Source organism: Chryseobacterium sp. ISL-6 (genome assembly GCF_018613715.1).
Classification (GTDB): domain Bacteria; phylum Bacteroidota; class Bacteroidia; order Flavobacteriales; family Weeksellaceae; genus Chryseobacterium; species Chryseobacterium paludis.
Genome location: NZ_JAGGPT010000010.1, coordinates 316,064 through 341,711, shown reverse-complemented (window position 1 = coordinate 341,711; position 25,648 = coordinate 316,064). Strand labels below are relative to the sequence as shown.

The 25,648-nt window shown below is 31.2% G+C and carries 21 protein-coding genes; all 21 read left to right on the top strand.

Annotation, left to right across the window (positions count from 1 at the left end):
• Positions 1–76 precede the first annotated feature (76 nt).
• Positions 77–1,342: a serine hydroxymethyltransferase gene (glyA, locus tag J7E44_RS19545; protein ID WP_214832726.1), complete on the top strand. Its 1,266-nt coding sequence runs from the start codon at positions 77–79 to the stop codon at positions 1,340–1,342.
• Between the two features lie 58 nt (positions 1,343–1,400).
• The gene (locus tag J7E44_RS19540; RefSeq protein WP_214832724.1) at positions 1,401–1,862 is read left to right on the top strand and encodes a regulatory protein RecX; all 462 of its coding nucleotides are present in this window, start codon (positions 1,401–1,403) and stop codon (positions 1,860–1,862) included.
• A gap of 466 nt (positions 1,863–2,328) precedes the next feature.
• Complete coding sequence (locus J7E44_RS19535) at positions 2,329–4,284, top strand: polysaccharide biosynthesis protein (protein WP_214832722.1); 1,956 nt, start codon at positions 2,329–2,331, stop codon at positions 4,282–4,284.
• A gap of 79 nt (positions 4,285–4,363) precedes the next feature.
• Entirely contained in the window at positions 4,364–5,170 is an 807-nt protein-coding gene (locus tag J7E44_RS19530; protein WP_214832720.1) for a polysaccharide biosynthesis/export family protein, read from the top strand.
• Between the two features lie 136 nt (positions 5,171–5,306).
• Entirely contained in the window at positions 5,307–6,095 is a 789-nt protein-coding gene (locus J7E44_RS19525) for a polysaccharide biosynthesis/export family protein (protein ID WP_214832718.1), read from the top strand.
• 8 nt (positions 6,096–6,103) lie between these two features.
• A complete protein-coding gene (locus J7E44_RS19520; protein WP_214832716.1) occupies positions 6,104–8,446 on the top strand; it encodes a GumC family protein in 2,343 nt (780 codons plus the stop codon).
• 60 nt (positions 8,447–8,506) lie between these two features.
• Positions 8,507–9,910: a nucleotide sugar dehydrogenase gene (locus J7E44_RS19515; RefSeq protein WP_214832713.1), complete on the top strand. Its 1,404-nt coding sequence runs from the start codon at positions 8,507–8,509 to the stop codon at positions 9,908–9,910.
• A gap of 58 nt (positions 9,911–9,968) precedes the next feature.
• A complete protein-coding gene (locus J7E44_RS19510) occupies positions 9,969–11,135 on the top strand; it encodes a nucleotide sugar dehydrogenase (protein ID WP_214832711.1) in 1,167 nt (388 codons plus the stop codon).
• A gap of 332 nt (positions 11,136–11,467) precedes the next feature.
• Positions 11,468–12,889, top strand: coding sequence for a lipopolysaccharide biosynthesis protein (locus tag J7E44_RS19505; protein WP_214832710.1), 1,422 nt, complete (start codon positions 11,468–11,470; stop codon positions 12,887–12,889).
• Positions 12,862–13,845 (top strand): polysaccharide pyruvyl transferase family protein, encoded by a 984-nt coding sequence (locus J7E44_RS19500; RefSeq protein WP_214832708.1) that lies wholly within the window; start codon positions 12,862–12,864, stop codon positions 13,843–13,845. Before J7E44_RS19505 ends, J7E44_RS19500 begins: the two co-directional genes overlap by 28 nt.
• 7 nt (positions 13,846–13,852) lie before the next feature.
• Positions 13,853–15,058 carry a glycosyltransferase gene (locus J7E44_RS19495; protein WP_214832706.1) on the top strand — a complete coding sequence of 402 codons (1,206 nt, stop codon included), beginning with the start codon at positions 13,853–13,855 and terminating at the stop codon, positions 15,056–15,058.
• Positions 15,059–16,135 carry a polysaccharide pyruvyl transferase family protein gene (locus J7E44_RS19490; RefSeq protein ID WP_214832704.1) on the top strand — a complete coding sequence of 359 codons (1,077 nt, stop codon included), beginning with the start codon at positions 15,059–15,061 and terminating at the stop codon, positions 16,133–16,135.
• Complete coding sequence (locus J7E44_RS19485; protein ID WP_214832702.1) at positions 16,136–17,170, top strand: EpsG family protein; 1,035 nt, start codon at positions 16,136–16,138, stop codon at positions 17,168–17,170.
• A complete protein-coding gene (locus tag J7E44_RS19480) occupies positions 17,167–18,282 on the top strand; it encodes a glycosyltransferase (RefSeq protein ID WP_214832700.1) in 1,116 nt (371 codons plus the stop codon). Before J7E44_RS19485 ends, J7E44_RS19480 begins: the two co-directional genes overlap by 4 nt.
• Entirely contained in the window at positions 18,272–18,820 is a 549-nt protein-coding gene (locus J7E44_RS19475; protein ID WP_251040629.1) for an acyltransferase, read from the top strand. Before J7E44_RS19480 ends, J7E44_RS19475 begins: the two co-directional genes overlap by 11 nt.
• Before the next feature lie 456 nt (positions 18,821–19,276).
• On the top strand, positions 19,277–20,197 hold the full coding sequence (locus tag J7E44_RS19470; protein WP_214832698.1) for a hyaluronidase: 921 nt from the start codon (positions 19,277–19,279) through the stop codon (positions 20,195–20,197).
• 403 nt (positions 20,198–20,600) lie between these two features.
• On the top strand, positions 20,601–21,632 hold the full coding sequence (locus J7E44_RS19465) for a polysaccharide biosynthesis protein (RefSeq protein WP_214832696.1): 1,032 nt from the start codon (positions 20,601–20,603) through the stop codon (positions 21,630–21,632).
• Between the two features lie 51 nt (positions 21,633–21,683).
• Complete coding sequence (locus tag J7E44_RS19460) at positions 21,684–22,103, top strand: WxcM-like domain-containing protein (protein ID WP_261511152.1); 420 nt, start codon at positions 21,684–21,686, stop codon at positions 22,101–22,103.
• A gap of 45 nt (positions 22,104–22,148) precedes the next feature.
• Positions 22,149–23,267: a polysaccharide biosynthesis C-terminal domain-containing protein gene (locus tag J7E44_RS19455; protein ID WP_214832694.1), complete on the top strand. Its 1,119-nt coding sequence runs from the start codon at positions 22,149–22,151 to the stop codon at positions 23,265–23,267.
• Positions 23,268–23,278: 11 nt separating this feature from the next.
• Positions 23,279–24,415 (top strand): non-hydrolyzing UDP-N-acetylglucosamine 2-epimerase, encoded by a 1,137-nt coding sequence (gene wecB / locus J7E44_RS19450; RefSeq protein WP_214832692.1) that lies wholly within the window; start codon positions 23,279–23,281, stop codon positions 24,413–24,415.
• A 4-nt stretch (positions 24,416–24,419) separates the two neighbouring features.
• Entirely contained in the window at positions 24,420–25,631 is a 1,212-nt protein-coding gene (locus tag J7E44_RS19445; protein ID WP_214832690.1) for a glycosyltransferase family 4 protein, read from the top strand.
• Positions 25,632–25,648 lie beyond the last annotated feature (17 nt).

Genomic DNA, 25,648 nt, shown 5'->3' with positions numbered 1-25,648 from the left:
TCATATTTAACCGTACTAAATTCTTGGGGGAAATTCCGTACATTTGGGGTGAAAAATCTCAAAAACTTAAAGTAAAATGGATATTATTTTCGACCTGATTGAAAAAGAAAGACAAAGACAAACCCATGGATTGGAGCTGATAGCATCGGAAAATTTTGTTTCTGATGATGTAATGAAGGCAATGGGTAGCGTATTGACTAACAAATATGCAGAGGGATACCCTGGTAAAAGGTACTACGGTGGATGTGAAGTAGTAGATGAGGTCGAAACTTTAGCAATAAACAGAGCAAAAGAACTTTTTGGAGTTGATTATGTAAATGTTCAGCCTCATTCCGGTTCACAAGCTAATGCTGCAATTTATCTTGCAGTTTTAAAACCTGGAGATAAAATTATGGGGATGGATCTTTCTATGGGTGGACACTTAACTCATGGATCAGCCGTTAATTTTTCAGGAATTCAATATAATGTTGTTTCTTATGGTGTACAACAGGAAACTGGTTTGATTGATTATGATCAAATGAGAGAAGTTGCTTTAAGAGAAAGACCAAAAATGCTTATCGCTGGTTTTTCAGCGTATTCCAGAGATTTAGATTATGCAAAATTTAGAGAAGTTGCCGATGAGATCGGAGCTACTCTTTGGGCCGATATTGCACATCCTGCAGGTTTAGTTGCAAAAGGATTGCTGAATTCTCCTTTTGAACATTGTCATGTTGTAACAACAACTACTCATAAAACACTAAGAGGTCCTAGAGGTGGAATGATCATGATGGGGAAAGATTTCGAAAATACCTATGGACACAAGACTCCAAAAGGGGAGACCAAAATGATGAGCCAGGTTTTAGATGGTGCTGTTTTCCCTGGAATTCAAGGGGGACCGCTTGAGCATGTTATTGCAGGTAAAGCTATTGCTTTTGGAGAAGCTCTAGATGTGAAGTTTGAAATATACGCTAAACAGGTTCAGTCGAATGCTCAGGCTTTAGCAAAAGCCATGATCAGTAGAGGTTTTGATATTGTAAGTGGTGGGACTGATAATCATTTAATGCTAGTAGATCTTAGAAACAAGGGAGTAAATGGGAAAGAGACAGAAAAAGCGTTAGTACTGGCTGACATTACCTGTAATAAGAATATGGTTCCTTTTGATGATAAATCACCGTTTACTACATCTGGTATTAGATTAGGTACTGCTGCTATCACGACAAGAGGACTGAAAGAACAAGATATGGAGACTATTTCAGAATTGATTTCTGAAGTTGTTGATAATATTAAAAATGAAGAAGTTCTTACATCTGTAAGAAAGAAAGTAAATGAATTAATGGAAGGAAAAGCTTTGTTTAATTACTAATTCTTATCTGAACCAAATATAAAGAATGAGCGGTTGCTCATTCTTTTTTTGTAAATATATGGAGAAGAAGTCTTATACTTTTGAGGAGATTAAACAGAAACTGGTAAACTATTGTGTTTATCAGGATCGCTGTCATGCCGAAGTGGAGCAGAAGATGAGGGAATTTTTATTGATTCCTGAAGCTAAGGAAGAAATTTTTTTATATCTGCTAAAAGAAAATTACTTAAATGAGGAAAGGTTTACCAGAAGTTATATCAGAGGGAAGTTTTATATAAAACATTGGGGGCGAAATAAGATCAAGATCAACTTAAAACAAAAACAGATCTCTGAAAAATTGATCAGTTCATGTTTTGATGAGATAGATGAGGCAGATTATCATAAAGCTCTTAAGAAGGCCTTTGAAGATTACTACTCTAAACAGAAAGGCTTAAAAGAATATCAAAAAAAATCTAAGACCATAAAATATCTGATGAGTAAAGGTTTTGAATATGAAATTATTCTTGAAATATTAGAAAATTAATAAATAAATAATTTACTAAAAGATTGTTTTTAGTTTAAAAAAAAATAGTTTTGCTAGAATTTTAAATATACTATTTATATAATAAAGATGACTATATTACTTACTGCGTTTTTAGATTAAATAATTGGGGTTGAAATTATAAGCCTTTTATATGTAATATCTTACATGATTTTATTAAAAAAAAATTAAATTTTTAAAGAGAAGATACCATAAGTGGCACGAAAAATGCATGTGGTTTGCAATATTTGTATTTTGGGATTTGTATCTGGAAAAGAATAAAAATAAAATACAAATTAGACTAAAAAAATGTGGATTATATATAATATTACTATTATATGTAATAATATTAGAAAGAAGATGTTTTAATAGGAATAGATGATGAAAAAAAAAGAATTTAATTATTGTGTTTAGAATTATGAATATTATCTATTACCTTTGCCAAGCTAATAAAATCACTTAATGTTGAATGAAAAAGTTGCATGACGCTTTTAATGCTCTTTACAATGGCGATAACATTGTGAAAATCACCAAATTGAGATATATACCGAGGTGGTTGGTTATTCTTATTGATATCCTGATTGTTTTGATTTCCATACTGCTTTCACGCCTTTTCTTAAGAAATTTGGATGTGAAGGTTAATTTTCCGGAATATACAGTTCAAAAAAGGTTTTTACTGATCGGAACGAATATTTTATTTATGTATGTTTTTAAAACGTACGCTGGGATTATCAGGCACTCCACTTTTTTCGATTTCTTTAAAATTATTTTATCTTCAGGAAGTACACTGGTTTCTCTTTTAGTGATTAACTATTTGTGGCAATTAGGAGTGGGGAGATCATTATTTTTATATCCTAATCTGTTTTTGTATTTCCTTATCTCGGTTTCTATAATGTTCTTTTTTAGAATGGTAACAAAACAGTTCTTTAATATTCTTATTGATATTAAGGGGGCATCTTCTAAAGTTAGAATAGCTGTTGTTGGTGTTGGTGAAGCTTCTGTAGCTTTAGCACGAGCAATTATGCATAATCCAAATTATCCATATCGACTACAAGGATTTCTTACGGGAAGATCTGATTCCAATCGAGCCTTGTTATTAGGATATAAGATATATAATAAAAGTCAGTTCTTTACTAGTGAAAAGCTTATAAAACAATTTGATGCTGTCTTACTGATTAAAGAGATCATGACAAAGCAGGAGATTGAAGAATGGATGACACTGGCTTTAGATAATGGACTTAAAGTACTAAAAGCACCTACGCTTAGCAAAATGCGAGATAGTGACTTAGTGGGTGGTATTAGTCAACTTCAGATTGAAGATTTACTAAATCGTAAACCTATTAAAATAGAAAGTGAGGATGTTACAAAAAGACATTTTGAAAAAAATGTATTGGTAACTGGAGGAGCGGGTTCTATTGGTAGCGAAATCGTAAGACAGGTAGCACAGTTTAATCCTTCATTGATTGTTGTGCTGGATCAAGCTGAATCACCCTTATATGAACTGGAATTGGAACTTTTGGAAAAATTCCCAGATCAAAGGTTTAAGTTTGTATTGGCTGATATATCTAATAGTTACAGATTAGAAAAAGTATTTGAAGATTATCAGTTTTCTATGGTTTATCATGCAGCGGCATATAAACATGTGCCACTAATAGAAGAAAATCCTCATGAAGCTATTTTTGTGAATATTCTAGGAACTAAGAACCTATCCTTACTATCCAAAAAATATAAAGTAAATCGTTTTGTAATGGTTTCTACAGATAAGGCGGTAAACCCAACTAATGTAATGGGTGCTTCAAAAAGAGCTGCGGAATTATTTGTGCAATCTCTACAAAACTCACCTGGAAATACTACAAAATTTATTACAACTCGTTTTGGAAATGTATTGGGATCCAATGGTTCAGTAATTCCACACTTTAGAAAGCAAATTGAAAAAGGAGGTCCTGTAACTATTACACATCCTGATATCATTCGATATTTTATGACAATTCCAGAAGCTTGCGAGTTAGTACTTCAAGCTGGAACAATGGGGAATGGTGGAGAAATCTATGTATTCGATATGGGTGAACCCGTTAAGATCTTAGATTTAGCAAAAAGAATGATAAGATTATCAGGCTATACTCCTGATGTAGATATTAAAATTACGTTTATTGGATTGAGACCTGGTGAAAAACTATATGAAGAGCTTTTAAGCAATAATACAGTTACAATTCCTACCCACCACGAGAAAATTTTAATTTCAAGAGATCCTTTAATGGAATTTGATGAAGTAGATGTCTTAAGTAAACAGATTATTCTGGCTGCTGTAAAAAGAGATAAGTTACAGGTGGTTAGGATACTTAAAACGATTGTTCCTGAATTTATAAGTAATAATTCGGAATTTGAGATTTTGGATAAAGAACCTGAGGTTAACAGCTCAATATAATATATTATTTGTAATAAGAAATCATAGCAAATTTTGCTTAAAAATTAATTATCCTATTTTTGTGGAAAAATTATAAAGAATGAGTTTGAAATATTTTATTTATGGAGCTGTGAGTTTGGTGATATTTTCTTGTGCAGCTAAACAAGACATTAATTATATGAAAGATATTGATGGTATTGTGCTGGAAAATTCAATAAAAAATAGCAGGGTTGATTTCCAACCTGGAGACCAGTTGATTATAACTGTTACCGCAAAGGATCTGGATGTTGTAAAACCTTTTAATCAAAATTATTCTTCAGGGACTACGGTTTCACAATATTCAATACCAAGTTCTAATAATCTTGCACAGCAAGTTCCTGTATCAGGACCAACTTATACTATAGATACTAATGGGGATATTATTTTTCCTCAAATCGGACAGGTAAGTACTAAAAATGAAAATATCGAAACATTAAGGATGAAATTAAGTAATCTTATTAAAGATTATGTGAAAAATCCTATAGTTGATATTAGACTTATTAATTTTAAAGTTTCTGTTTTGGGAGAAGTTACAAAACCGGGAACTTATGTGATACCTGATGGAAATACTACATTGTTAAGTGCATTAGGTCTGGCAGGAGATCTTACACCTTATGGAGTTAGAAACAATATTTTAATTGTTCGGAATAATGATGGACAAATTAACAAGGAAAGAGTAGATCTTACAAGCGCTAATTTCATCAATTCTCCTTATTACTATCTTAAGCAAAATGATGTTGTTTATGTTCAGCCGAATTCAAATAGAGAGAAGGCTGCAAGAGTGGATCCAAATACAGGACTTTATATTTCAGTAGCCTCTGTAATCGCTTCAATTACTGTGGGAATATTGGCTTTAATTAAAAACTAGAAATTATTTTAGATAAATAAAAACATCACCATTTTGGTGGATACTATATCACAGTTTAATAGAAAAAGTAGTTTATTCAATCATAATATTTTTATAACATATTGAGAACCTACTTACAGTAGACTTAAATAACATTATGAATAAAAAAATTATTACATACCTTGTAATACTGTTGGTGGTTTTGGCATCGTGCAAACCAAAACAGAATATGGTATATATGTCGCAGCAGAATATGGAGGAGGAAATTGCCAAGGCTAAATTTGAGGGGTTACATATCCAACAAGGGGATGTTCTCTTAATACTGGTTTCTGCACTTGATGAGACGGCTGTAAAACCCTTTAACCTTAATACTGCAAATCGTGTGGGAAGTGAAGCTCCTAATGGAGTTAACCAATTTGTACAACCAAGTGAATATATGGTGAACGAAGATGGGAATATTAACTTTCCTGTATTGGGGAATGTATATACTAAAGGTATGACACAAGTACAATTAAAAAATGATCTTGAATCCCGATTAAAGAGATATCTTACAGATCCTTTGGTTACTATTACTTTAAAGAATTTTAATGTAAGTGTTTTAGGAGAAGTTAAAGCTCCAGGTCAAAAGGAAAGCAGTACGCAGAAGCTCAATATTTTTCAAGCACTTAGTCTTGCTGGGGATATGACCGATTTTGGGGATCGTACAAAAGTAAAACTGATTCGTACCGGAGATGATGGTATTGATCAGGTTGTAAACTTAGATATGTCGAGGTCAGATATCGTTAATTCACCTTATTATTACATGAAACAAAATGATGTTTTATATATACAACCTGACAAAAATAAGCAGGTACAAGCTAATTCTAATCCGAACAGAGCCCTTACTTTTCAGATTCTCGCTTCAGCGTTGGGGGTAGCAACTCTTATCATTTCTTTAACACGATAAATCACAGTATGCAGCAGACAGAATTTCAGGAAAAGGAAGAAATATTAGATTTGAGAAAAATTATTGGGAAGTATTTGCATAAATGGCCATGGTTTGTCATATCTATCCTAATCTTTTTAATTGGAGGCTTTATGTATTTAAGATATGCAGTACCTCAATATCAATCCATTACAACTCTTAAATTTGATAAAAAACAAACGGATATTACTGGTGCACTGGCAGATTTAGATAACCTCGGTTTAGGCCTGGGTAATGCTGATGAATTGAAAAGTGAAGCTGCAGTTGTTAATTCAAGACCGATTCTTATGAAGGTCGTGAAGAATCTAAATCTTAATGTACAATATTTTAGTAAAGGAGAAATTAAAGATTCAGAACTTTTCACAAATGTACCTATCATAGCTAAAGTCATAAGTTCTGATTATGATAAGAATTTTATTTCCTCTGAATATTTGGTGACAAAAATTGATGGAATTCAATTCACTTTATGGGAAGAGAAAAAAGGTGAAGTAAAAGGAGTATTTAATAAACCTCTAAAGCTTGATTTTGGAACAGTGATTCTACAAAAGAATGCTCAGTTACCTTCGAATACCAAATATAAAATCGTTTTTTGGAATCCGTTGGAAAGATTGAAAAAACTTGAAAAGAATATAACAGTAGACTTGCCCGACGAAAAAGCATTACTGATGGATATAAGTATTATTGGTGCTGTTCCGGAGAAGTCAGAAGCTATTCTTAATGAAGTTACAAGGCAGTATAATCTGGATGGGCTAAGAGATAAGAACTTACAAGCCCAAAATACCCAGGAGTTCATCGATAAAAGACTTGAGGTAATAACCCGTGATCTTTCCGGTGTAGAAAGCCAAAAAGAAGATTTTCAGAACCGCAATCGTATCGTTGATTTGGAAGCACAGGCTCAGCTGGCACTTCAAAATACGAGTGAAAATACAAAATCTCTCCTTCTACAACAGACCCAATTGGATTTATTAAATTCTTTGGCTGAAGAAGCTTCAAAAGGAGGAAACCAACTTATGCCTTCCAATTTAGGCCTTAATCCATCATTGGAGCAAACTATTTCTCAATATAATACTTTGCTTATCAGTAGAAATAAAACATTAAAACAGGCCACAAATGAAAACCCAGCAGTGGTAGAAATGAATAAGGAGATTTTGGCATTGAAAGAAATTGTTCGTGATAATATTCGTCAACAAAAAGAAACAGTACAAGCTTCTATTAATCAATTGAATGGACAAATTTCAGTAAATAACGGACTCATTGAGAAAGTACCTGGCCAATCAAAAGTGTATCGTGGTATAGAGAGACAACAAACACTTAAAGAGCAGCTTTTTCTCTTTTTGCTACAGAAAAGAGAGGAAAATGCAATTAATTTATCAATTAATTTACCAAAAGCTAAAATAGTTAATCCTGCTTTTACTCAGGATATTGCTGTATCACCTAAAAAAATTATAATTCTTTTAGGAGCAATTTTATTAGGTGGATTACTCCCGTTTGGATTATTATATGTATTCTTTTTATGGGATGATAAAATATATAGCAGAGCTGACATTACAGAACGTTCTTCTCTAGGTGTTCTGGCGGAGATACCATCATTGAAAGATAATGAGATCCACCTGGTGCAGAAAAATGATTTTTCAGAGTTAGCAGAAGCATTTAGGGTATTGATATCTAATCTTAAATTTGTATTGCCTGTTAAGGATTCAGCAAGGATTATTATGGTTACATCTTCGATAAAAGGAGAAGGAAAAACATTAACTTCGGTTAACCTGGCTCTTACTCTTGCAAATAAAAATGGTCGCTCACTTTTAGTTGGTTCAGATATTCGAAATCCTCAGATTCAGCGTTATGATAGTGAACCAATTAAAAGAAAAGGTCTTACAGAGTATTTATATGATGAAACGGTAAATGTTGATGAACTAATACATACTTCAGACACAAATCCATTTTGTGATGTTATCTATGCAGGAAGTATCCCTCCAAATCCTCAGGAGCTTCTTTCTAATGGAAGATATCAAAAGCTTATAAAGGATCTGGCTTCACAGTATGCTTATATTGTAATTGACTCTGCACCACTTATGTTGGTTTCAGATACCCTTAATTTCACAGATATTGCAGATGCTACTTTATATGTTGTGAGATCTGGAGTATCAAAAAATATTTTGATTGATTTTGCTAATAATTTGGTTAATGATTCAAAGTTGAAGAATGTATCTTTTGTTATTAATGATGTTGCTAAAAATGTAGGTGGCTATGGTTATGGATATAATTATGGATATGGATATGGCTACAACAGTGATAAAAAAGAAGTTTGGTGGCGAAGGATATTTAGGAAATAATTTATTAGATAAATAAATTTAAAGGAATCAATAATCATTAAGGAGATAAAATATACTACAATGAATAAACACACTAAGATCGGTATAATAGGACTAGGTTACGTAGGTTTACCTTTAGCGCGCTTATTTGCTACAAAATATCCGGTGTTAGGTTTTGATATCAATAAGGAAAGAATTGTAGAATTAAATCAAGGTGTTGATCATACATTGGAGGTTGATAATGATATTTTGAAATCTGTTTTAGCTGAAACTAATCTTTTTAGACAAGTTGATTACTCAGAAAATTTACGGACTGGATTGTATTGCTCTTCAGATTTAGATGATCTTAAAGATGCTAATGTATATATTATTACAGTGCCTACACCAGTGAATAAGCATAATCATCCTGATCTGACACCATTATATAAGGCTTCAGAAATGGTTGGGAAAGTACTTAATAGGGGAGATATAGTAATTTATGAATCCACAGTATATCCAGGTGTAACTGAAGAAGAATGTGTACCGGTCTTGGAGAAAGTATCAGGCTTAAAGTTTAATGAAGATTTTTTTGCCGGATATTCTCCAGAAAGAATTAACCCAGGAGATAAAGAACATACAGTTGATAAAATCTTAAAAGTAACCTCGGGTTCTACTCCTGAAATAGGAAAAGTGGTAGATGATTTATACAAATCGATCATTACGGCAGGAACACATCTGGCACCTACCATTAAAGTGGCGGAAGCATCTAAAGTGATTGAAAATTCACAACGTGATGTGAATATCGCATTCGTGAATGAATTGGCAAAGATTTTTTCATTAATGAATATTGATACACATGATGTATTGGAAGCTGCTGGGACAAAATGGAACTTTCTTCCTTTTAAACCAGGATTGGTAGGTGGACATTGTATTGGAGTAGATCCTTTTTATTTGGCTCAGAAAGCACAGGAAATTGGATATTATTCTGAATTAATTCTAAGTGCAAGAAGGCTGAATGATTCTATGGGGGCTTTTGTAGCTTCTCAAGTAATTAAACTCATGATCCAGAAGAATATTATGGTTAAAGGAGCTAAAGTATTGAATCTGGGAATTACATTCAAAGAAAATTGTCCAGATATAAGGAACTCTAAAGCTATTGATGTAATTACAAATTTGGAGGAGTATGGAGTGGAGGTTACCACTTACGATCCATGGGCAAATCCTGAAGAAGTGATGAAAGAGTACGGAATTGTATGTTATTCTGGACTTAATCCAGGCATTGTGACCAGAATAGAAACCCCTATTGGCAACAATATATCTGATAATGGTAAGCATGAAGCTAATAGTGTAATTGCTGCTCTTAGAGACAAGTTTGATGCTATCATCTTAACTGTAGCTCATACAGAATTTCTTAATCTCAATCTTACCCTTAACCTTAAAGAAAATGGAGTGGTATATGATGTAAAAGGTATTTTGTCTAAAACCTTTGCCGATAAAAGATTATAACAAATATTTTTTGAACAATAATAGTTTGAATTAAACAAGTAAATACAAAAAGAAATTAATGAAAATTACGGTAGTAGGAACAGGATATGTAGGTTTATCAAATGCAATATTATTGGCTCAGCATAATGAAGTACTTGCTTTGGATATTATGCCTGAAAAAATTGAAATATTAAATAATAGAAAATCTCCGATTGAAGATAAAGAAATTATTGATTTTTTAACAAATAAGGATCTTGATTTTAAAGCGACTTTAGATAAAAAAGAAGCTTATCAGGATGCAGATTATGTTATTGTATCCACTCCTACGGATTATGATCCTAAAACTAATTATTTTAATACGAGTAGTGTAGAGACAGTGATACTCGATGTGAAAGAATACAGCCCCAATGCTGTTGTTATCATAAAATCGACGGTACCTGTAGGGTTTACAGAAGATTTAAAAAATAAATTGGAATTCCAGAATATTATATTTTCTCCAGAATTTTTAAGGGAGGGTAAAGCTTTATATGACAATTTATATCCATCCCGTATTATCATTGGTGAACAAAGTGAAAGAGCAAAAGTATTTGCAGACCTTCTAAAAGAAGGAGCAATAAAGAAAGAAATTCCTACTTTATTTACAGACTCTACTGAAGCAGAGGCAATAAAGTTATTTTCCAACACATATCTTGCTTTGCGTGTGGCATACTTTAATGAATTGGACAGTTATGCTCAGATGTATCACCTGGACAGTCGTCAGATTATAGAAGGAATAGGTCTTGACCCCCGAATAGGTTCACACTATAACAATCCTTCGTTTGGATATGGAGGATATTGTCTTCCTAAAGATACTAAACAGCTTTTGGCTAACTACGATGCTGTTCCAAATAATATTATTCAGGCAATCGTAGATGCTAATAGAACACGAAAAGATTTTATTGCCGATTCTATTATAGCTAAAAAACCTACTAAAGTTGGTGTGTATCGTTTAATTATGAAGTCTGGTTCAGATAATTTCAGAGCATCTGCCATACAAGGAGTGATGAAACGAATTAAAGCAAAAGGAATTGAAGTAGAAGTATATGAACCAGTTTTGAAAGAAGATCATTTTTTTGGATCTAAAGTAGTAAGTGATTTAGAGCAGTTTAAAAAAGAATGTGATATCATTATTTCTAATCGTAACGCTCCTGAATTATCTGATGTTAAAGATAAAGTATACACAAGAGATCTATTTGGAAATGATTAACAGAACAAACCAACATGTAAAATACAGCTCATGGGTAAAGATACTAGGGCTAAGGGATACTTAATTTGTTTATAGAAGAATTCAAGTAAATTCAGAAACAAAATATTACCTAAGGTGAAGCTATCATAGATGATTGGAATTTTTTATAGATCTGAATTACTACTGCAATAACAAATATTGTGGAGACAAAAATGGGTTGAAAAATCTTAATGTTACCTTAATTTTTTGGTAAAAGAAACAATTATATTACATATTGAATTGTAAATTATTAAGAATTTTAACGCATAACATACATTTTTAAAGAAGTGAACTGAACAAGTTGAAATATTATTTTGGAAAAAAACAAGAACAGTAGCCTTGCCTACCTAACGATTATTTATATGATTGGGAACTTCAGTTCAAAAGTTCTATCATTTGTATTAGTTTTTTTTATGACATATTTTCTAACTAAAGAAGAAGTTGGAGAGTATGATTTGATTTTAACGTCCATTTCATTTTTGGTACCCTGTATAAGTTTGCAAATTGACTCCTCTTTACTAAGATGGCTGCTAGATAAGAACCAGTCTGAAAAGAAAGACGAAATCTTTGAAAATGTCTTTGGCTTACTTTTTAGAAATATAGCCATTTATACTGTTCTTTATTGGATTTTAAGCTTTTTTATAGATTGGAATCATCAACTGTATCTCTATATATTTTCAGTACTAATGATGATTTTTCCAACACTTCAACAAGGAACTAGAGGTATTGGGAAAAACAGATTATATGCTTCTACTAGTGTTGTATATTCATTGTTTTTTGTCTTCAATACAGGAATTGCCTTATATTTTTTTAAGAGCTCAGTAGATGGTGTATTGCTAGCAAATATAATTGCCCTTAGTGGGGTAATTATCTGGCTGTTTATCAAAAATGATTGGTGGAAATATCTGAGAGCAAAGAAAATTGATTCCAAATTAATCAAGGAATTATGTGAATATTCATTGCCTTTGTTACCAAATACATTGAGCTGGTGGCTGATTTCGGCTTCTACAAGATATGTAATTTTAGGATATCTAGGTAAAGAATATAATGGGTTGTTTGCAATCTCATATAAAATCCCAACTATAGTTTTAGTTATCACAAACGTATTTACATTGGCTTGGCAGGAAAAAGTAATAAAAACCTCAAACCAAGAAGAAGCGGAAACTCAATTTACAAATATTCTTTCTGGATATGTGAACTTAGTTATGGGAGTCATCATCATTCTGGTAAGTTGTTCAAAATTTATGATGCAATTTATAGGTAAAGGATATTATGAATCGTGGAAATATATTCCGATTTTATTATTTGCTGTTTTTCTACAAGCTATTTCTGCTTTTTATGGAGCCGCTTATTTAAGAGCTAAGCAAACCAAAGGGATTTTATATTCTTCAATTTTAGGTGGAGTTATTACAATTTCGACCTCATTCTTTTTTGTTCAGTATATGGGATTGTATGGGATTAGTTTATCCATTATGCTTGGTTATCTTGTCCTTTTAATTTTCAGAGGAATTCATGTACAACATTTTTTAAAAATTAAATTCCCAATTATAAACACTATAATTTTAACTATAATTTTTATAGTACTTACAAGTTTACTGTATGTGGAAAACAAATGGATTTTCCCTTTATCAGTGTTAATATCATTAATAGTATTTACCATATTTAATTACAAATATATTATATCATTAAAATCAAAAGTTATTTCAAAATGGAAGAAATCAAAAAGTATGGCTTAATGGGTTGTTCAAGGAAACAAACAAATGTTGGAGACTATGTACAAGCACTTGCCGCAAAGCAATATTTACCCCAGGTAGATATTTACAGAGATAGAGAAGAATTAAATACTTATGAGGGTGATGATATCAAAATGATCATGAACGGTTGGTATATGCACAATCCTAAAAATTGGCCCCCTTCTGAGAAAATAAATCCGTTATTTGTTTCAATGCATATCAATTCTTCAGTTTATGAAGGAATGACGGAAGAAAAAAGTATTAATTATTTTAAAAAACATCAACCAATTGGTTGTAGAGATAAAGCTACCGCTAAATTGTTAAGCGATCATGGTGTAGATGCTTATTATTCGGGTTGTTTGACACTTACTTTAGGCAGAACCTATATAAGAAAACCAGAAGAAATTTCAGATGAAATTTTATTCATTGATCCTCTTTTTCATTACTTTTCTCTTAAAGAAATGCTAAACTCAAGAATTAAATTATTGAGTAGAATTAAAAGAAGAAGGTTTTTTGAATTTATGCTAAAAAAGAAAGTGTTTAAAACTCAATTTTCTGATGACATATTAAAAAAAGCAAAATTCATTACACAAGTCATTCCTGAAACTACAATAGAAAATAACTTCAAGATTGCCGATGAGTATCTAAAGAGATTAAGTAAGGCAAAGTTAGTAGTCACTTCAAGAATTCATTGTGCACTTCCATGTTTAGCAATGGGGACTCCCGTTGTATTTTTAAATGGAGGTTTTGAAGGATTTGGAAATAGATTCAATAGCCGTTTTGATGGATTAATAGACTTCTTCAATAGAGTAGATATCTCACTTGATGGTAAAATCACAAGGAATTTTGATTTTGATGGTAAAATTGGGTTTAATAATCTTCCTGTTAATAAGTCCCTTCATATTCCTTTTGCCAATGATTTGATGGCTAAATGTGAGGGTTTTATCGCTAAAAACTAATTCAGGTATGAAGGCTAGAAAAGTAATTTTATTTACCCGAAGGTTTCCTTATTTTAAAACTGAAGCATTTTTAGAGGCAGAAATCAATATTCTGGCTGAAGCATTTGATGAAGTGGTGATTTTTCCAACTGAAATTAGTGATGAGATTAGACAGGTTCCTGCAAACGTAAAAATTGAAAAAGATTTTTCTAAGCACTTTCAGAATAAAAATAAGAGAATTCTACAAACTGCTGTCAGTTCTTTTTTTTGGAATGCTTTATGGAAATATAAATCGAAAATCAATTCAGTAGGTTCACTTAAACATATATTTCAATTTTCCTCTAGTGTAATTGCTTACAAATCGTATTTCAAAAATTATAAATTTTCTGATTCAGATTTATTATATACTTATTGGTTTACAGAAGCAACTAAAGCATTTATAGATCTTAAAAAGACAAAGAAATTTAAACTAATTTCCAGGGCACATAGATATGATATTTATGAAGGAATTCCCTCGACTCCGGCATTTTGGCCTTTTAGAAAAGATGTTTTAGAGAAAATAGATAGATTGTATTCGATTTCAGAAAATGGTAAAGACTACTTAGAAGGGAAATATAAAGTTAACAACAAAATAAAAGTTTCAAAACTCGGTGTTTTCGATAAGGGGAAAATAGCACCCCAAAACTTAGAAAATGAAGTAAGTATCGTTTCTGTTTCCAGGATTGATCCTATGAAAAGAGTTCAATTAATTGCCGATTCTATTATAGAGTTTGCAAAATTAAACCCTGAAAAAAAGATTACCTGGACTCATTTTGGAGATGGTAAAGAAAGAGTAAATATAAAAAATAGTATTCCAGAATTATCCAATCTAAAAGTTCAATTGAACGGAGGTGTTCCGAATACCCAAATTTATAAGTATTACGAAGAAAATCCAGTTTCCATCTTCATCAACCTAAGTAGTTCTGAAGGCATTCCAGTTTCTATTATGGAAGCACAATCTTTTGGTATACCGGTAATTGCTACCAATGTTGGGGGAAGTGGAGAAATTGTTCAGAAAGAAACAGGAAAGCTATTAAATGCGGATCCACTCATTTCAGATGTAAATTTGGCAATAAATCAGATATTGGGCGAAAATTTAAGTAGAGAAGAAGTAAAAAAATTCTGGAGTTTGAATTTTAATGCCCAAGTCAATTATGAAAATTTTGTAAATGATTTAAAATCTGAATTTTTTTAAATGAAAAATAAAATAGTATACATAGTTGCTACACAATATGATAATGTAGGTGATTTACTGATTAATAAGTGCTTGATTGATCAGATTTCCAGATTTGGACAGGTTTACCTAGATACCAGAAATGTGCCGGAACGATTTAAAAAAGAGCTTTTAAAAGATACCCAAAACGTAAAAGAATTATCAGAAATTACCAATAAAAGTTTTAAAGGAAAGAGTGTAGTTCCGTTATATTTTTCAAATTTGGGGATTACACATATTTTTAAAAGCCCTGGTCCTTTTGGAAGTGCAGGGAACAAGAAAGTGTTTCTGAAGAATATGCTGATCGGAGTAATTTTTAAGATATTTAAATCTAAAGGTGTAAAATCTTACTTGGTAGGCAATGACGTTCATTACAAAAATGAACTAGACAAAAGGTCGGTGAACTTTTTTTCTAAAAATACCGAAAAAATACTTTGTAGAAGTTATACTAATGTAAATGCATTAAAAGGACTAGGATTCAAAAATATTGATTATATCCCAGATATGTGTTTTGGATATTCTCCAAAAGATATTGTTGAATCTGAATCTAATGAAATTGGTGTTTCTTTTCGAAGATTAAATGATGAAAATTATCATCGGAAAATAGTAGATGCAATCCAAAATATTTTAGATAATACGGATAAAAAAGTAACCTTCTTTTATCAAGTTAATCACGATTTTGAATACAATAATGAATTATTTACCCATTTCAAAAATAATCAAAATGTAAGTTTTCACAAGGATTGTTTACAATGGGACAGTTTGTCTTTCTACAATAAATTCTCTTTTACACTTAGTAACAGGTTACATGTTTTGCTATTAGGAATGGTATATAATGTAATTCCAATTGGGCTATTGAATAATGATTTAAAAACTCAGAAGATAATTGATATTTTTGATGGAGTGGATTTAAATGATTTCTTAGTCAGTGAACTAACTAAAGAGGCAATAGAAGCATTGATTTTAAAAGAACAAGAATTAAAACAATTAATAAAAGAAGTCACCTTAGAGCAAAAAACATTGATTGAAAATAAAATTTTTGAATTAATAGAAAAGTAAATGGAAATTTATTTAATGATTATACTAATTGTATTATTTTTTCTTGGTTTAAGGATTAAGAATACAATTATTGTTGTATTTTTTTTAATAATAATTGCGACATTTAGGGCATATACTGTCGGAATTGATACCAATAATTATTTATTAAACTACAAGTATGAAATCGATTTACATAAAATTCCTCAATTAATAAAAAAAATTGAAATAGGCTGGCTTTACTTAAATGTATTTGTAAAAGAATATTTTCAAGAATTTAGAATTATATTATTTGTATCAAGTGTTTTAACTCTTCTTCCTCTAAATTATGTTTTTAGAAAAGAAACTAAGTCACCTTTATTAACATTTTTGTTTTATATTTTTCTTTTTTATTATTTCTTTTCATTCAGTATTGTTAGACAAGCTATTGCAGTATCGTTATTTATGTTATCCATTCACTTTTTAGTGAAAGGGAAACAGCTTAAGTTCTTTTTTTATATTGGTTTAGGTGCATTGTTTCATTATTCAATTCTAGCTTTGATTCCCATTATATTTGTTTTAAAAAGAATTAACCTTTCTTATTTCTGGTATTCTGCGATCTTAGTTATAACATTTTTTATTGGATTTTCAGGAGTTTTAGATTTGGCAAAATCTTATTTAGCATTATTGCCATTTGAAAAATATGCCAATTATGAAGATTATAATGCTGGTAGTGCTTTTAATAGAATTGCAAACTATATCTTCATCGTGCCTAAAACGCTTTTGTTTATGTATATTTATTTTTATACAAAAAAATACAACCTGTATAACAATGTGATCCAGATGAAACTTTTTTGGGTAGGAATTATTGTATTGAACTTGTTTTTAGCCGTTCCACAGGTTTCTAGATTTACTTATTATTTAACTATTTTTGAAGTGATAATTATGTCAAACTTCATATTTAATATTCCAAAGAGAAAAAAATTAGAAGTATTAATAGTTTGTTTTTCATATTGTTTGGTTTATTTTATTTACTATTCAATTACCAATCGTTTTGGTGTAATTCCTTATAAAATATGATTGATCAAAGAAAAAAAATTTGCTTGATTTATAACTATGCTCAGCACTATAGATTGGGTGTATTTAAATTAATGGATAAGCATTTAGATTGTGACTTTTATTTTGGAGACAAAATGGGGGATGTAAAAAAATTAGATTATAATGAATTACATGGATTTAAAGGAGAATTAAAAAATGTTCCGTTATTTTCTAATTTTTACTGGCAATCAGGCGCTATTTCTTTATTTTTTAAGAATTACAGCAATTATATTATTTTAGGTGAGTACTATTGCCTATCAACATGGCTCATCTTATTTCTTTCTATATTTTCATCTAAAAAGGTGTATTTATGGACTCATGGCTGGTATGGAAAAGAATCATTTATAATTAAAATTATTAAAAAAATATTCTTTTCAATGGGAACCGGAATTTTTCTATATGGAGAATATGCCAAAAAATTGATGATAAAAGAAGGCTTTAGTTCATCTAAATTACATGTTATTTATAATTCTTTAAATTATGAAGAGCAAATTGTCATTAGGAAGAAATTGATAAAGTCAGATGTATATTTGAATCATTTTGGAAATAAAGCACCTATACTTATTTTCATTGGCAGGCTTACTAAAGTAAAAAAACTACATTACATCTTAGAAGCTCAAAAGAAATTAAAAGACCAGAATATTCCATTAAATTTAGTTATAATCGGAGATGGTGAGGAACGAGAATTTCTAAATTCTAAAGTTTCAGAGTATGATCTTAAAGATTGTGTTTGGTTCGTAGGGCAGTTGTATGATGAAAATGCAATTGCAAATTATATTTTTAACGCTGATCTTTGTGTATCCCCTGGCAATGTTGGACTTACGGCAATGCATACTTTAATGTATGGAACTCCAGTAATAACACACAATAATTTTGCATTACAAATGCCTGAATTTGAAGCTTTAGAAATTGGTAAGACAGGTGATTTTTTCGAACATGAAAACGTTAATTCATTGACGGATAAAATTTATCAGTGGTTTCAAAAAGACGTATCGAGAGAGGAGATTCGAAAAAATTGCTATCAAGTAATTGATGAAAAATTTAATCCTGAATTTCAGGTTTCTAAAATAAAAAGTGTGGTTTATGAAAATTAAACAAAGAATTAGAAAGGTTTTCAGAGAGATGAAAACGTTTGTTTATAGAAATTTTTTGGGATATAAAAATTTAGATTCAACATTTTATTTTGGTGGTAAATCAAATGTGTCAAAAGATTTACAAGCTGGGAAATGGTCATACATTGGCCCAAATTGTATAATTTATCCAAAAGTAACAATTGGTGATTATACCATGATTGCCCATGATGTTTCAATTCTAGGAGGTGATCATAAATATAATATGCCTGGAGTTCCCTGTATTTTTACTGGACGTGATTTTTTAGGTGAAACCAAAATTGGAAAAGATGTTTGGATTGGTGCATATTCCAAAATCATTGCAGGTGTCACAATCGGAGATGGAGCCATTATCGCATTAGGCTCAATTGTAACAAAGGATGTAGAGCCATATTCAATTTATGCAGGAATTCCTGCTAAAAAAATAAAAAATAGGTTTCAAAATTCCCAAGATATAGAGAAACATGAAAAAATGCTTAACTCGAAGGTTTCTGTATTTGGATTTGAAGATCTTTGTAAATAATCTATAGTTTTGTTAATATAGAATAAGTGATTTAAGTCCCTAAGAATTATAAAGAAAGATAATTTTATTATAAGATAGGAACATTCGAACGCGAACTTTAAGTCCATAGTAGTTCAGTTTTTTAATTTATTTGGCATGCAAATTGTGAGAACTTTTAATTAATTCATAAGAAACTATATTTATTACTAAATAAAGTTATGTTTCTGTTTTAAAGTTCCTTTTTTACACGAATAATATGAATTAAAAACAATTAATTAGTTCTGAATGTTGATAATATAAAGTTTTGAGATAGGGGTGATTATACGTATTCTGTTCTCAACTTAGGGATTATTTATTCCTTTAACAATAATAATTTAAGATATTCTGGTTATCACCAAATTATAGTATTTACCAGAACCTCTCTAGTTTAGTTAAAAATAGAAGATTGAATTATATTAATGAATAAAAATTTGAATTATGCGTTTTTTATGTATGTTTTTATTGATCTTTAATTTATTATTTAGTGTTTTTTTACCTAATCAGAAAAATAACCTAGATGTTAAACAAGCGAAAAATTTAGATTTGTTATTCTTGGTCGAGCCGGATTCAGATAGTCAATTGAAATTTTCTAAGGATAATAATTTAAAAACCTATATGATTTTTTATCAGCAATTTTTTGTCAAAGATGAAAAATTTAATGAGGAAATGCTTAGAAACCAAATCGAGACTAAATTTCCTGATGTAAATTCAACAGGGTTTGCCGTTTTAGATTGGGAAGGAAAAGCTCTAAAATCATTTCAACAGCAGAAGGATCCAGGAATGGTTGATTATTACAAAGGAGAATTTCTGAAAGCCATAAGATTTGCTAAAAAGCTTAGGCCAAATGTAAAGTGGGGATTTTATCACTTGAATTATTTAAATTATTCAGGAACCATTCAAACATTTAAATCACAAAATGATAATTTAATTCCTCTTATTAAAGAAGTAGATTTTCTGGCACCATCACTTTATGTTTACAATCCAGGTTTATTACATAATAGAGGGAATCAAAATTATATAAAGAATAAATTGATTCAAGCTTTACAATATGGAGATCAATATAATAAGCCAGTTTATCCTTTTATTTGGAATAGAACAACATCAAAAGATGAAGGCGCAAATTTCAGTTTGATTCCAGTAGAATATTTCGCACAAGTAGTAGAGCTTATAAGCGAAACATCATATAAAAATCAAAAAGCTAAAGGTGTTTTTTGGTGGCATTCTGAAGGTTATTCTTATAGAAATATAAACAAACTAAAAGCAGTAAAAATGGAATATTCAAAAGTAAATAATACTAAGGATTACCAGTATCAAATGTTCAATGAATATTTTCAAAGTATAAAGAAATATGTAAAATAATACTGAGTATCTGTATTATAATATCGTTTCAATTTTGGATTAGTTTTTGAACAATGGCCCGATTCAAATCTTTTTTAGACCAATTGGATTTTCCCCAAAATTACTATCAACAGAAAGTTAACGGTATATTATGCAAATTTAAAACAAAAGTTTAATGAGAATATTTTACTAATAAAAATATCTTTTGAGACCGCTCAATTATTTTCGATATAATGATATTCACCTGGAAACCTTATAACTATGTTGTTTTTATGATCATTGCTCTAAAGTAATTTTGTAAGAATAATAAATTTTAAATGACCTCACTCACTTAAATAACTTTAAAAACAAAAACCTATTTTAATTGGCATAATATAAAAGTTATTAACTTTGGGCCTGCCAATTTTATTTTAGAAATTTTAATATGCAAATAAAAGATAAAACACTCCTAATAACAGGAGGCACTGGTTCATTCGGAACAGCTGTACTAAACAGATTTTTACAAACCGACCACTTTAAAGAAATACGCATTTTTTCTCGTGATGAGAAAAAACAGGATGATATGCGTAACCTGTATAAAAATGAAAAAATTAAATACTATATAGGCGACGTAAGAGATTATAATTCGGTTGAACCAGCGACAAGAGGGGTAGATTATATTTTCCATGCAGCTGCCCTAAAACAGGTTCCTTCGTGCGAATTTTTTCCTATGCAGGCTGTAAAAACAAATGTGGAAGGGACACAAAATGTCATTCTTGCTGCTGCAGCAAATAAAGTTTTAAAGGTAATTTGTTTATCAACAGATAAAGCTGCTTATCCTATCAATGCTATGGGGATTTCCAAAGCAATGATGGAAAAGGTAGCAGTAGCAGAAGCCCGTAATTTAAAAGACACAACAGTTTGTTTGACCCGTTATGGAAATGTAATGGCTTCCAGAGGATCTGTTATCCCGCTATTTTTAAATCAGATTCAAAAAGGAGAACCTATTACGATTACGGATCCTAATATGTCTCGCTTTTTTATGTCTTTAGAAGATGCAGTAGACTTAGTTCTGTTTGCTTTTGAAAACGGAAATCCTGGAGACTTATTTGTAAATAAAGCTCCTGCAGGAAGCATTGGAGATTTAGCTCAAGCTTTAATTGAATTGACTGGTAAAAAGGTCCCTGTTAAGATTATCGGAACTCGTCATGGCGAAAAATTATATGAAACACTTTGTACGCGCGAGGAAATGATAAAAGCAGAAGATATGGGTGATTTTTATCGTATCCCTGCTGATAACCGTGATTTGAACTACGCTAAATACTTTTCTGAAGGAGAAGAAGATATCTCAAAAATAGAAGATTATCATTCACATAATACGGAACAACAAGGTGTAGAAGGTCTAAAGCAGTTAATATCAACTCTGCCACTAATACGAAAAGAGGTGTTTGGTGAGGATGTAATGCAATATTCTTAGTAATATCTGATAAGGAAATTGTTCTTAGATAATTATTCAAACTATAAACTGGTGATATTAAAAGGAAACAGGCATGAAGACTTAAGGGGTGTTATAACTTATAATAATGAGTTTGATGCTTCTATAATTAAACGTATTTACACAATAGAGAATCACTCAACTGAATTTATAAGAGGTTGGCAGGGACATAAAATAGAAACACGTTGGTTTGCATGTATCAATGGAAGCTTTGAAATAGACGTCATAGAAGTGGATAATTTTAAGAACCCTTCAAAAGATTTAACGATAAATAAATATATACTTTCTTCAGAAACTTTAACTTACCTCCATGTAAGAGGTGGTTGCCTAACCGCGATAAAAAGTCTTGAAGAAGGAAGTAAATTACTTGTTTTAGCTGATTATGGACTGGGAGAAATAGATGATGAATATCGGTTTGAGTTAAATTATTTTACGCAAAAAAATGATTTGTAACCACTCTTTAAAGTATAATCAAATATTTGTTTTAAAAACAATTAAATGAAAAAAATAGGAATAACCGGCCAAAATGGATTTGTTGGCCGTCATTTATATAATACACTGGGCTTATTTCCAGAAGAATTTGAACATGTTGAATTTAAGAAAGAGTTTTTCGACAATCAACAGCAATTAGATGAATTTGTTTCAAAATGTGATGTTATTGTCCATTTGGCAGCCATGAATCGTCATGAGAGCGAGCAGTTTATTTATGAAACTAATGTAGCTTTAGCTCAGAATTTAGTTGAGTCTTTAAAACGCACAGTCTCCAAAGCGCACGTCATGATTTCATCTTCAACCCAGGAAGAAAGGGATAATTTATATGGAAGGTCAAAACGTGAGGGGCGTGAAATAATAGTTAAGTGGGCCAGTGAAAATGGTGGGAAAGTTACGGGTTTAATTATTCCGAATGTTTTTGGAGCGTTTGGTAAGCCTTTCTATAATTCTTTTGTCGCTACATTTTGTTATCAGTTAACGCATGGCGAAACTCCAAGTATTGCCAATGATGGTGAAGTAAAGCTAATTTATGTGCAAGAATTGGTAGATCGAATTATTAGTGAGATTCGTTCGGAAGAAAGTAAGAATGAGTTATTTGTTGAGCCTACAGCCTGTAAGAAAGTTTCTGAAGTTTTGTCATTATTAAACCAATTCAAAACCAAATATTTTGATAATGGTGAGATCCCGGCTATTAACGATTCTTTTGAACATAATTTATTTAATACCTACCGTTCTTATATAGATCATAAGAATCATTATCCCGTTAAATTTACTCAACATACAGATCCACGGGGTGCTTTCGTTGAAATCATCCGTTTAGGTATTGGTGGACAATGTTCATTTTCAACTACAGTTCCGAACATAACAAGAGGGAATCATTTTCATACAAGAAAAATAGAACGTTTCGCTGTTATTAAAGGAAAAGCATTAATCCAACTGAGAAAAATTGATTCTGATGAAGTTCTTGATTTTTATCTGGACGGGACAGAACCTTCTTATGTAGATATGCCGATCTGGTATACTCATAATATTAAGAATATAGGAGAGGAAGAATTATATACTATTTTTTGGATTAATGAAGCATATAATCCTGAAGATGCAGATACTTATTTTGTAGAAGTTTAAAATATTAATTAATGAAAAAGTTAAAAGTAATGACGGTTGTCGGAACACGACCGGAGATTATTAGATTGTCAAGAGTATTATCCGCTTTGGATGCATCTGAAGCCATAGAACATATCATTGTTCATACAGGTCAAAACTATGACTATGAACTTAATCAGATCTTTTTTGATGATCTGGGACTTAGAAAGCCTGATTATTTTCTGGAGGCAGCTGGAAAAACTGCTACAGAGACGATAGGAAATATCTTAATAAAAATAGATCCGCTATTGGAAGAATTAAATCCAGAGGCATTTTTGGTTCTTGGAGATACCAATTCTTGTTTATGTGCAATTCCTGCAAAAAAGAGACATATTCCTATTTTCCATATGGAAGCAGGTAACCGATGTTTTGATCAAAGAGTACCGGAAGAAACCAACCGTAAAATTGTAGATCATACTGCAGATGTAAATCTTACGTATTCGGATATCGCAAGAGAATATTTACTTCGTGAAGGATTACCCGCTGACAGAATTATCAAAACAGGTTCGCCGATGTTTGAGGTTCTGAACCATTACTTACCAGAAATTAATGCATCTGATGTACTCAAGAAACTAAACTTAGAAGAAGGGAAGTTTTTCGTAGTATCTTCTCATCGAGAAGAAAATATTAATTCAGAAAAAAACTTTAGAGGTTTAATAGATTCTCTAAATGCTATAGCAGAGAAATATCAATATCCTATTATTGTTTCCACGCATCCAAGAACAAGAAATATGATCGATAAAATGAGAGTGGAGGTACGTCCTGAAATCCAATTTCTTAAACCTTTAGGATTCCATGATTATAATGCGCTTCAGAAACGCTCTTATGCAGTATTATCAGATTCAGGAACTATTTCTGAAGAATCCTCTATACTTAACTTTAGAGCTCTTAATATACGCCAGGCTCATGAGAGACCAGAGGCAATGGAAGAATCTAGTGTAATGATGGTAGGTTTATCACCGGAACGTATTCTACAAGGATTGGTGCAGGTTCAGCGACAGAAGATTGGAGATGAACGGAACTTCAGACAGGTTGCAGATTATTCTATGCCAAACGTATCCGAAAAAGTCGTAAGAATCATCATTTCTTATACCGATTATATTAAAAGAGTGGTCTGGAGCGAACAATAGATATATGAATGTTCTTGTAATAACACAGTATTTTTATCCGGAAAATTTCAAAAGTAATGATCTTGCTTTTGAACTACAGAAGAGGGGTTATGATGTGACAGTACTGACAGGTCTTCCTAATTATCCCGAAGGCAAAATTTATGATGGATATAGTATTTTCAAAAATAGAAAGCAGGTTGTAAATGGGGTAAAAGTAATAAGGTCGTTGCTTCTTCCAAGGGGTAAAGGAGGAGGTATACGTTTATTTATAAATTATTATAGCTTTGCATTCTTTGCATCCATTAAAGCTTTTTTTATGGGCTTTAATACTAAATTTGATGCTGTCATCGTACATGAACCTTCCCCAATAACGCAATATTATCCAGCTCTCTTAATGAATAAAATATGGAAAACACCAGTTTATTTTTGGGTAATGGATTTATGGCCCGAAAGTTTATCTATTGCAGGAGGTGTGAAAAATAAATGGATTCTGGGATATTATGAAAGGGTTATAAAAAAGTTCTATACAAATTCAGAAAAAATTTTGATTACTTCTAAAGGGTTTAGAAAATCAATCAATCAAAAAGGAAATTTTGATGATAAGATTGTTTATTTTCCAAACTGGGCGGAAGATACCATATCTGAAGGAAATAAAGATTTTTCTATTCCAAAACTACCTGAAGGATTCAAAGTGATGTTTGCCGGGAATATTGGTGAAGCTCAGGATTTAGAGAATATAATGCAGGCTGCTTTGGAGCTTAAAGAAAACAAAGGAATCAAATTTATTTTAGTTGGAGATGGCAGGAAGATGCCGTATGTTAAAGAATTTATCGAAGAACATCAGTTGCAGGAAACCGTATTTACTATGGGAAGATATCCTGTGGAAGCAATGTCCAGTTTTTTTGATAAGGCTGATGTTATGCTTGTAACTTTAAAAGATGATCCTATTTTTAATCTTACCGTACCTGCAAAGCTACAAGCTTATATGAGTGCTTCAAAACCAATCATTGCAATGCTGAACGGAGAAGGAGCAGATAATGTTTTAGAGGCAGATTGTGGTTTTACAGTTTCTGCGGGTGATTATAAGTCACTGGCAAATACAATCCTTAAAGCTTCAGACCTATCTACAGATGTGCTTAATCAGCTAGGAGAGAATAGCAGAAAATATTATGAAAATAATTTTAGAATGTCTACCTGTATTTCAAATTTAGAAAATATTATTAAAAGGAAGTTATAGCCTGTTTTTTCAGATTT

Excerpts from the sequence above, each read along its gene's own strand:
- glyA (WP_214832726.1), top strand. The coding sequence starts at position 77 with ATGGATATTATTTTCGACCTGATTGAAAAAGAAAGACAAAGACAAACC.
- J7E44_RS19540 (WP_214832724.1), top strand. The coding sequence starts at position 1,401 with ATGGAGAAGAAGTCTTATACTTTTGAGGAGATTAAACAGAAACTGGTA.
- J7E44_RS19535 (WP_214832722.1), top strand. The coding sequence starts at position 2,329 with ATGAAAAAGTTGCATGACGCTTTTAATGCTCTTTACAATGGCGATAAC.
- J7E44_RS19530 (WP_214832720.1), top strand. The coding sequence starts at position 4,364 with ATGAGTTTGAAATATTTTATTTATGGAGCTGTGAGTTTGGTGATATTT.
- J7E44_RS19525 (WP_214832718.1), top strand. The coding sequence starts at position 5,307 with ATGAATAAAAAAATTATTACATACCTTGTAATACTGTTGGTGGTTTTG.
- J7E44_RS19520 (WP_214832716.1), top strand. The coding sequence starts at position 6,104 with ATGCAGCAGACAGAATTTCAGGAAAAGGAAGAAATATTAGATTTGAGA.
- J7E44_RS19515 (WP_214832713.1), top strand. The coding sequence starts at position 8,507 with ATGAATAAACACACTAAGATCGGTATAATAGGACTAGGTTACGTAGGT.
- J7E44_RS19510 (WP_214832711.1), top strand. The coding sequence starts at position 9,969 with ATGAAAATTACGGTAGTAGGAACAGGATATGTAGGTTTATCAAATGCA.
- J7E44_RS19500 (WP_214832708.1), top strand. The coding sequence starts at position 12,862 with ATGGAAGAAATCAAAAAGTATGGCTTAATGGGTTGTTCAAGGAAACAA.
- J7E44_RS19495 (WP_214832706.1), top strand. The coding sequence starts at position 13,853 with ATGAAGGCTAGAAAAGTAATTTTATTTACCCGAAGGTTTCCTTATTTT.
- J7E44_RS19490 (WP_214832704.1), top strand. The coding sequence starts at position 15,059 with ATGAAAAATAAAATAGTATACATAGTTGCTACACAATATGATAATGTA.
- J7E44_RS19485 (WP_214832702.1), top strand. The coding sequence starts at position 16,136 with ATGGAAATTTATTTAATGATTATACTAATTGTATTATTTTTTCTTGGT.
- J7E44_RS19480 (WP_214832700.1), top strand. The coding sequence starts at position 17,167 with ATGATTGATCAAAGAAAAAAAATTTGCTTGATTTATAACTATGCTCAG.
- J7E44_RS19475 (WP_251040629.1), top strand. The coding sequence starts at position 18,272 with ATGAAAATTAAACAAAGAATTAGAAAGGTTTTCAGAGAGATGAAAACG.
- J7E44_RS19470 (WP_214832698.1), top strand. The coding sequence starts at position 19,277 with ATGCGTTTTTTATGTATGTTTTTATTGATCTTTAATTTATTATTTAGT.
- J7E44_RS19465 (WP_214832696.1), top strand. The coding sequence starts at position 20,601 with ATGCAAATAAAAGATAAAACACTCCTAATAACAGGAGGCACTGGTTCA.
- J7E44_RS19455 (WP_214832694.1), top strand. The coding sequence starts at position 22,149 with ATGAAAAAAATAGGAATAACCGGCCAAAATGGATTTGTTGGCCGTCAT.
- wecB (WP_214832692.1), top strand. The coding sequence starts at position 23,279 with ATGAAAAAGTTAAAAGTAATGACGGTTGTCGGAACACGACCGGAGATT.
- J7E44_RS19445 (WP_214832690.1), top strand. The coding sequence starts at position 24,420 with ATGAATGTTCTTGTAATAACACAGTATTTTTATCCGGAAAATTTCAAA.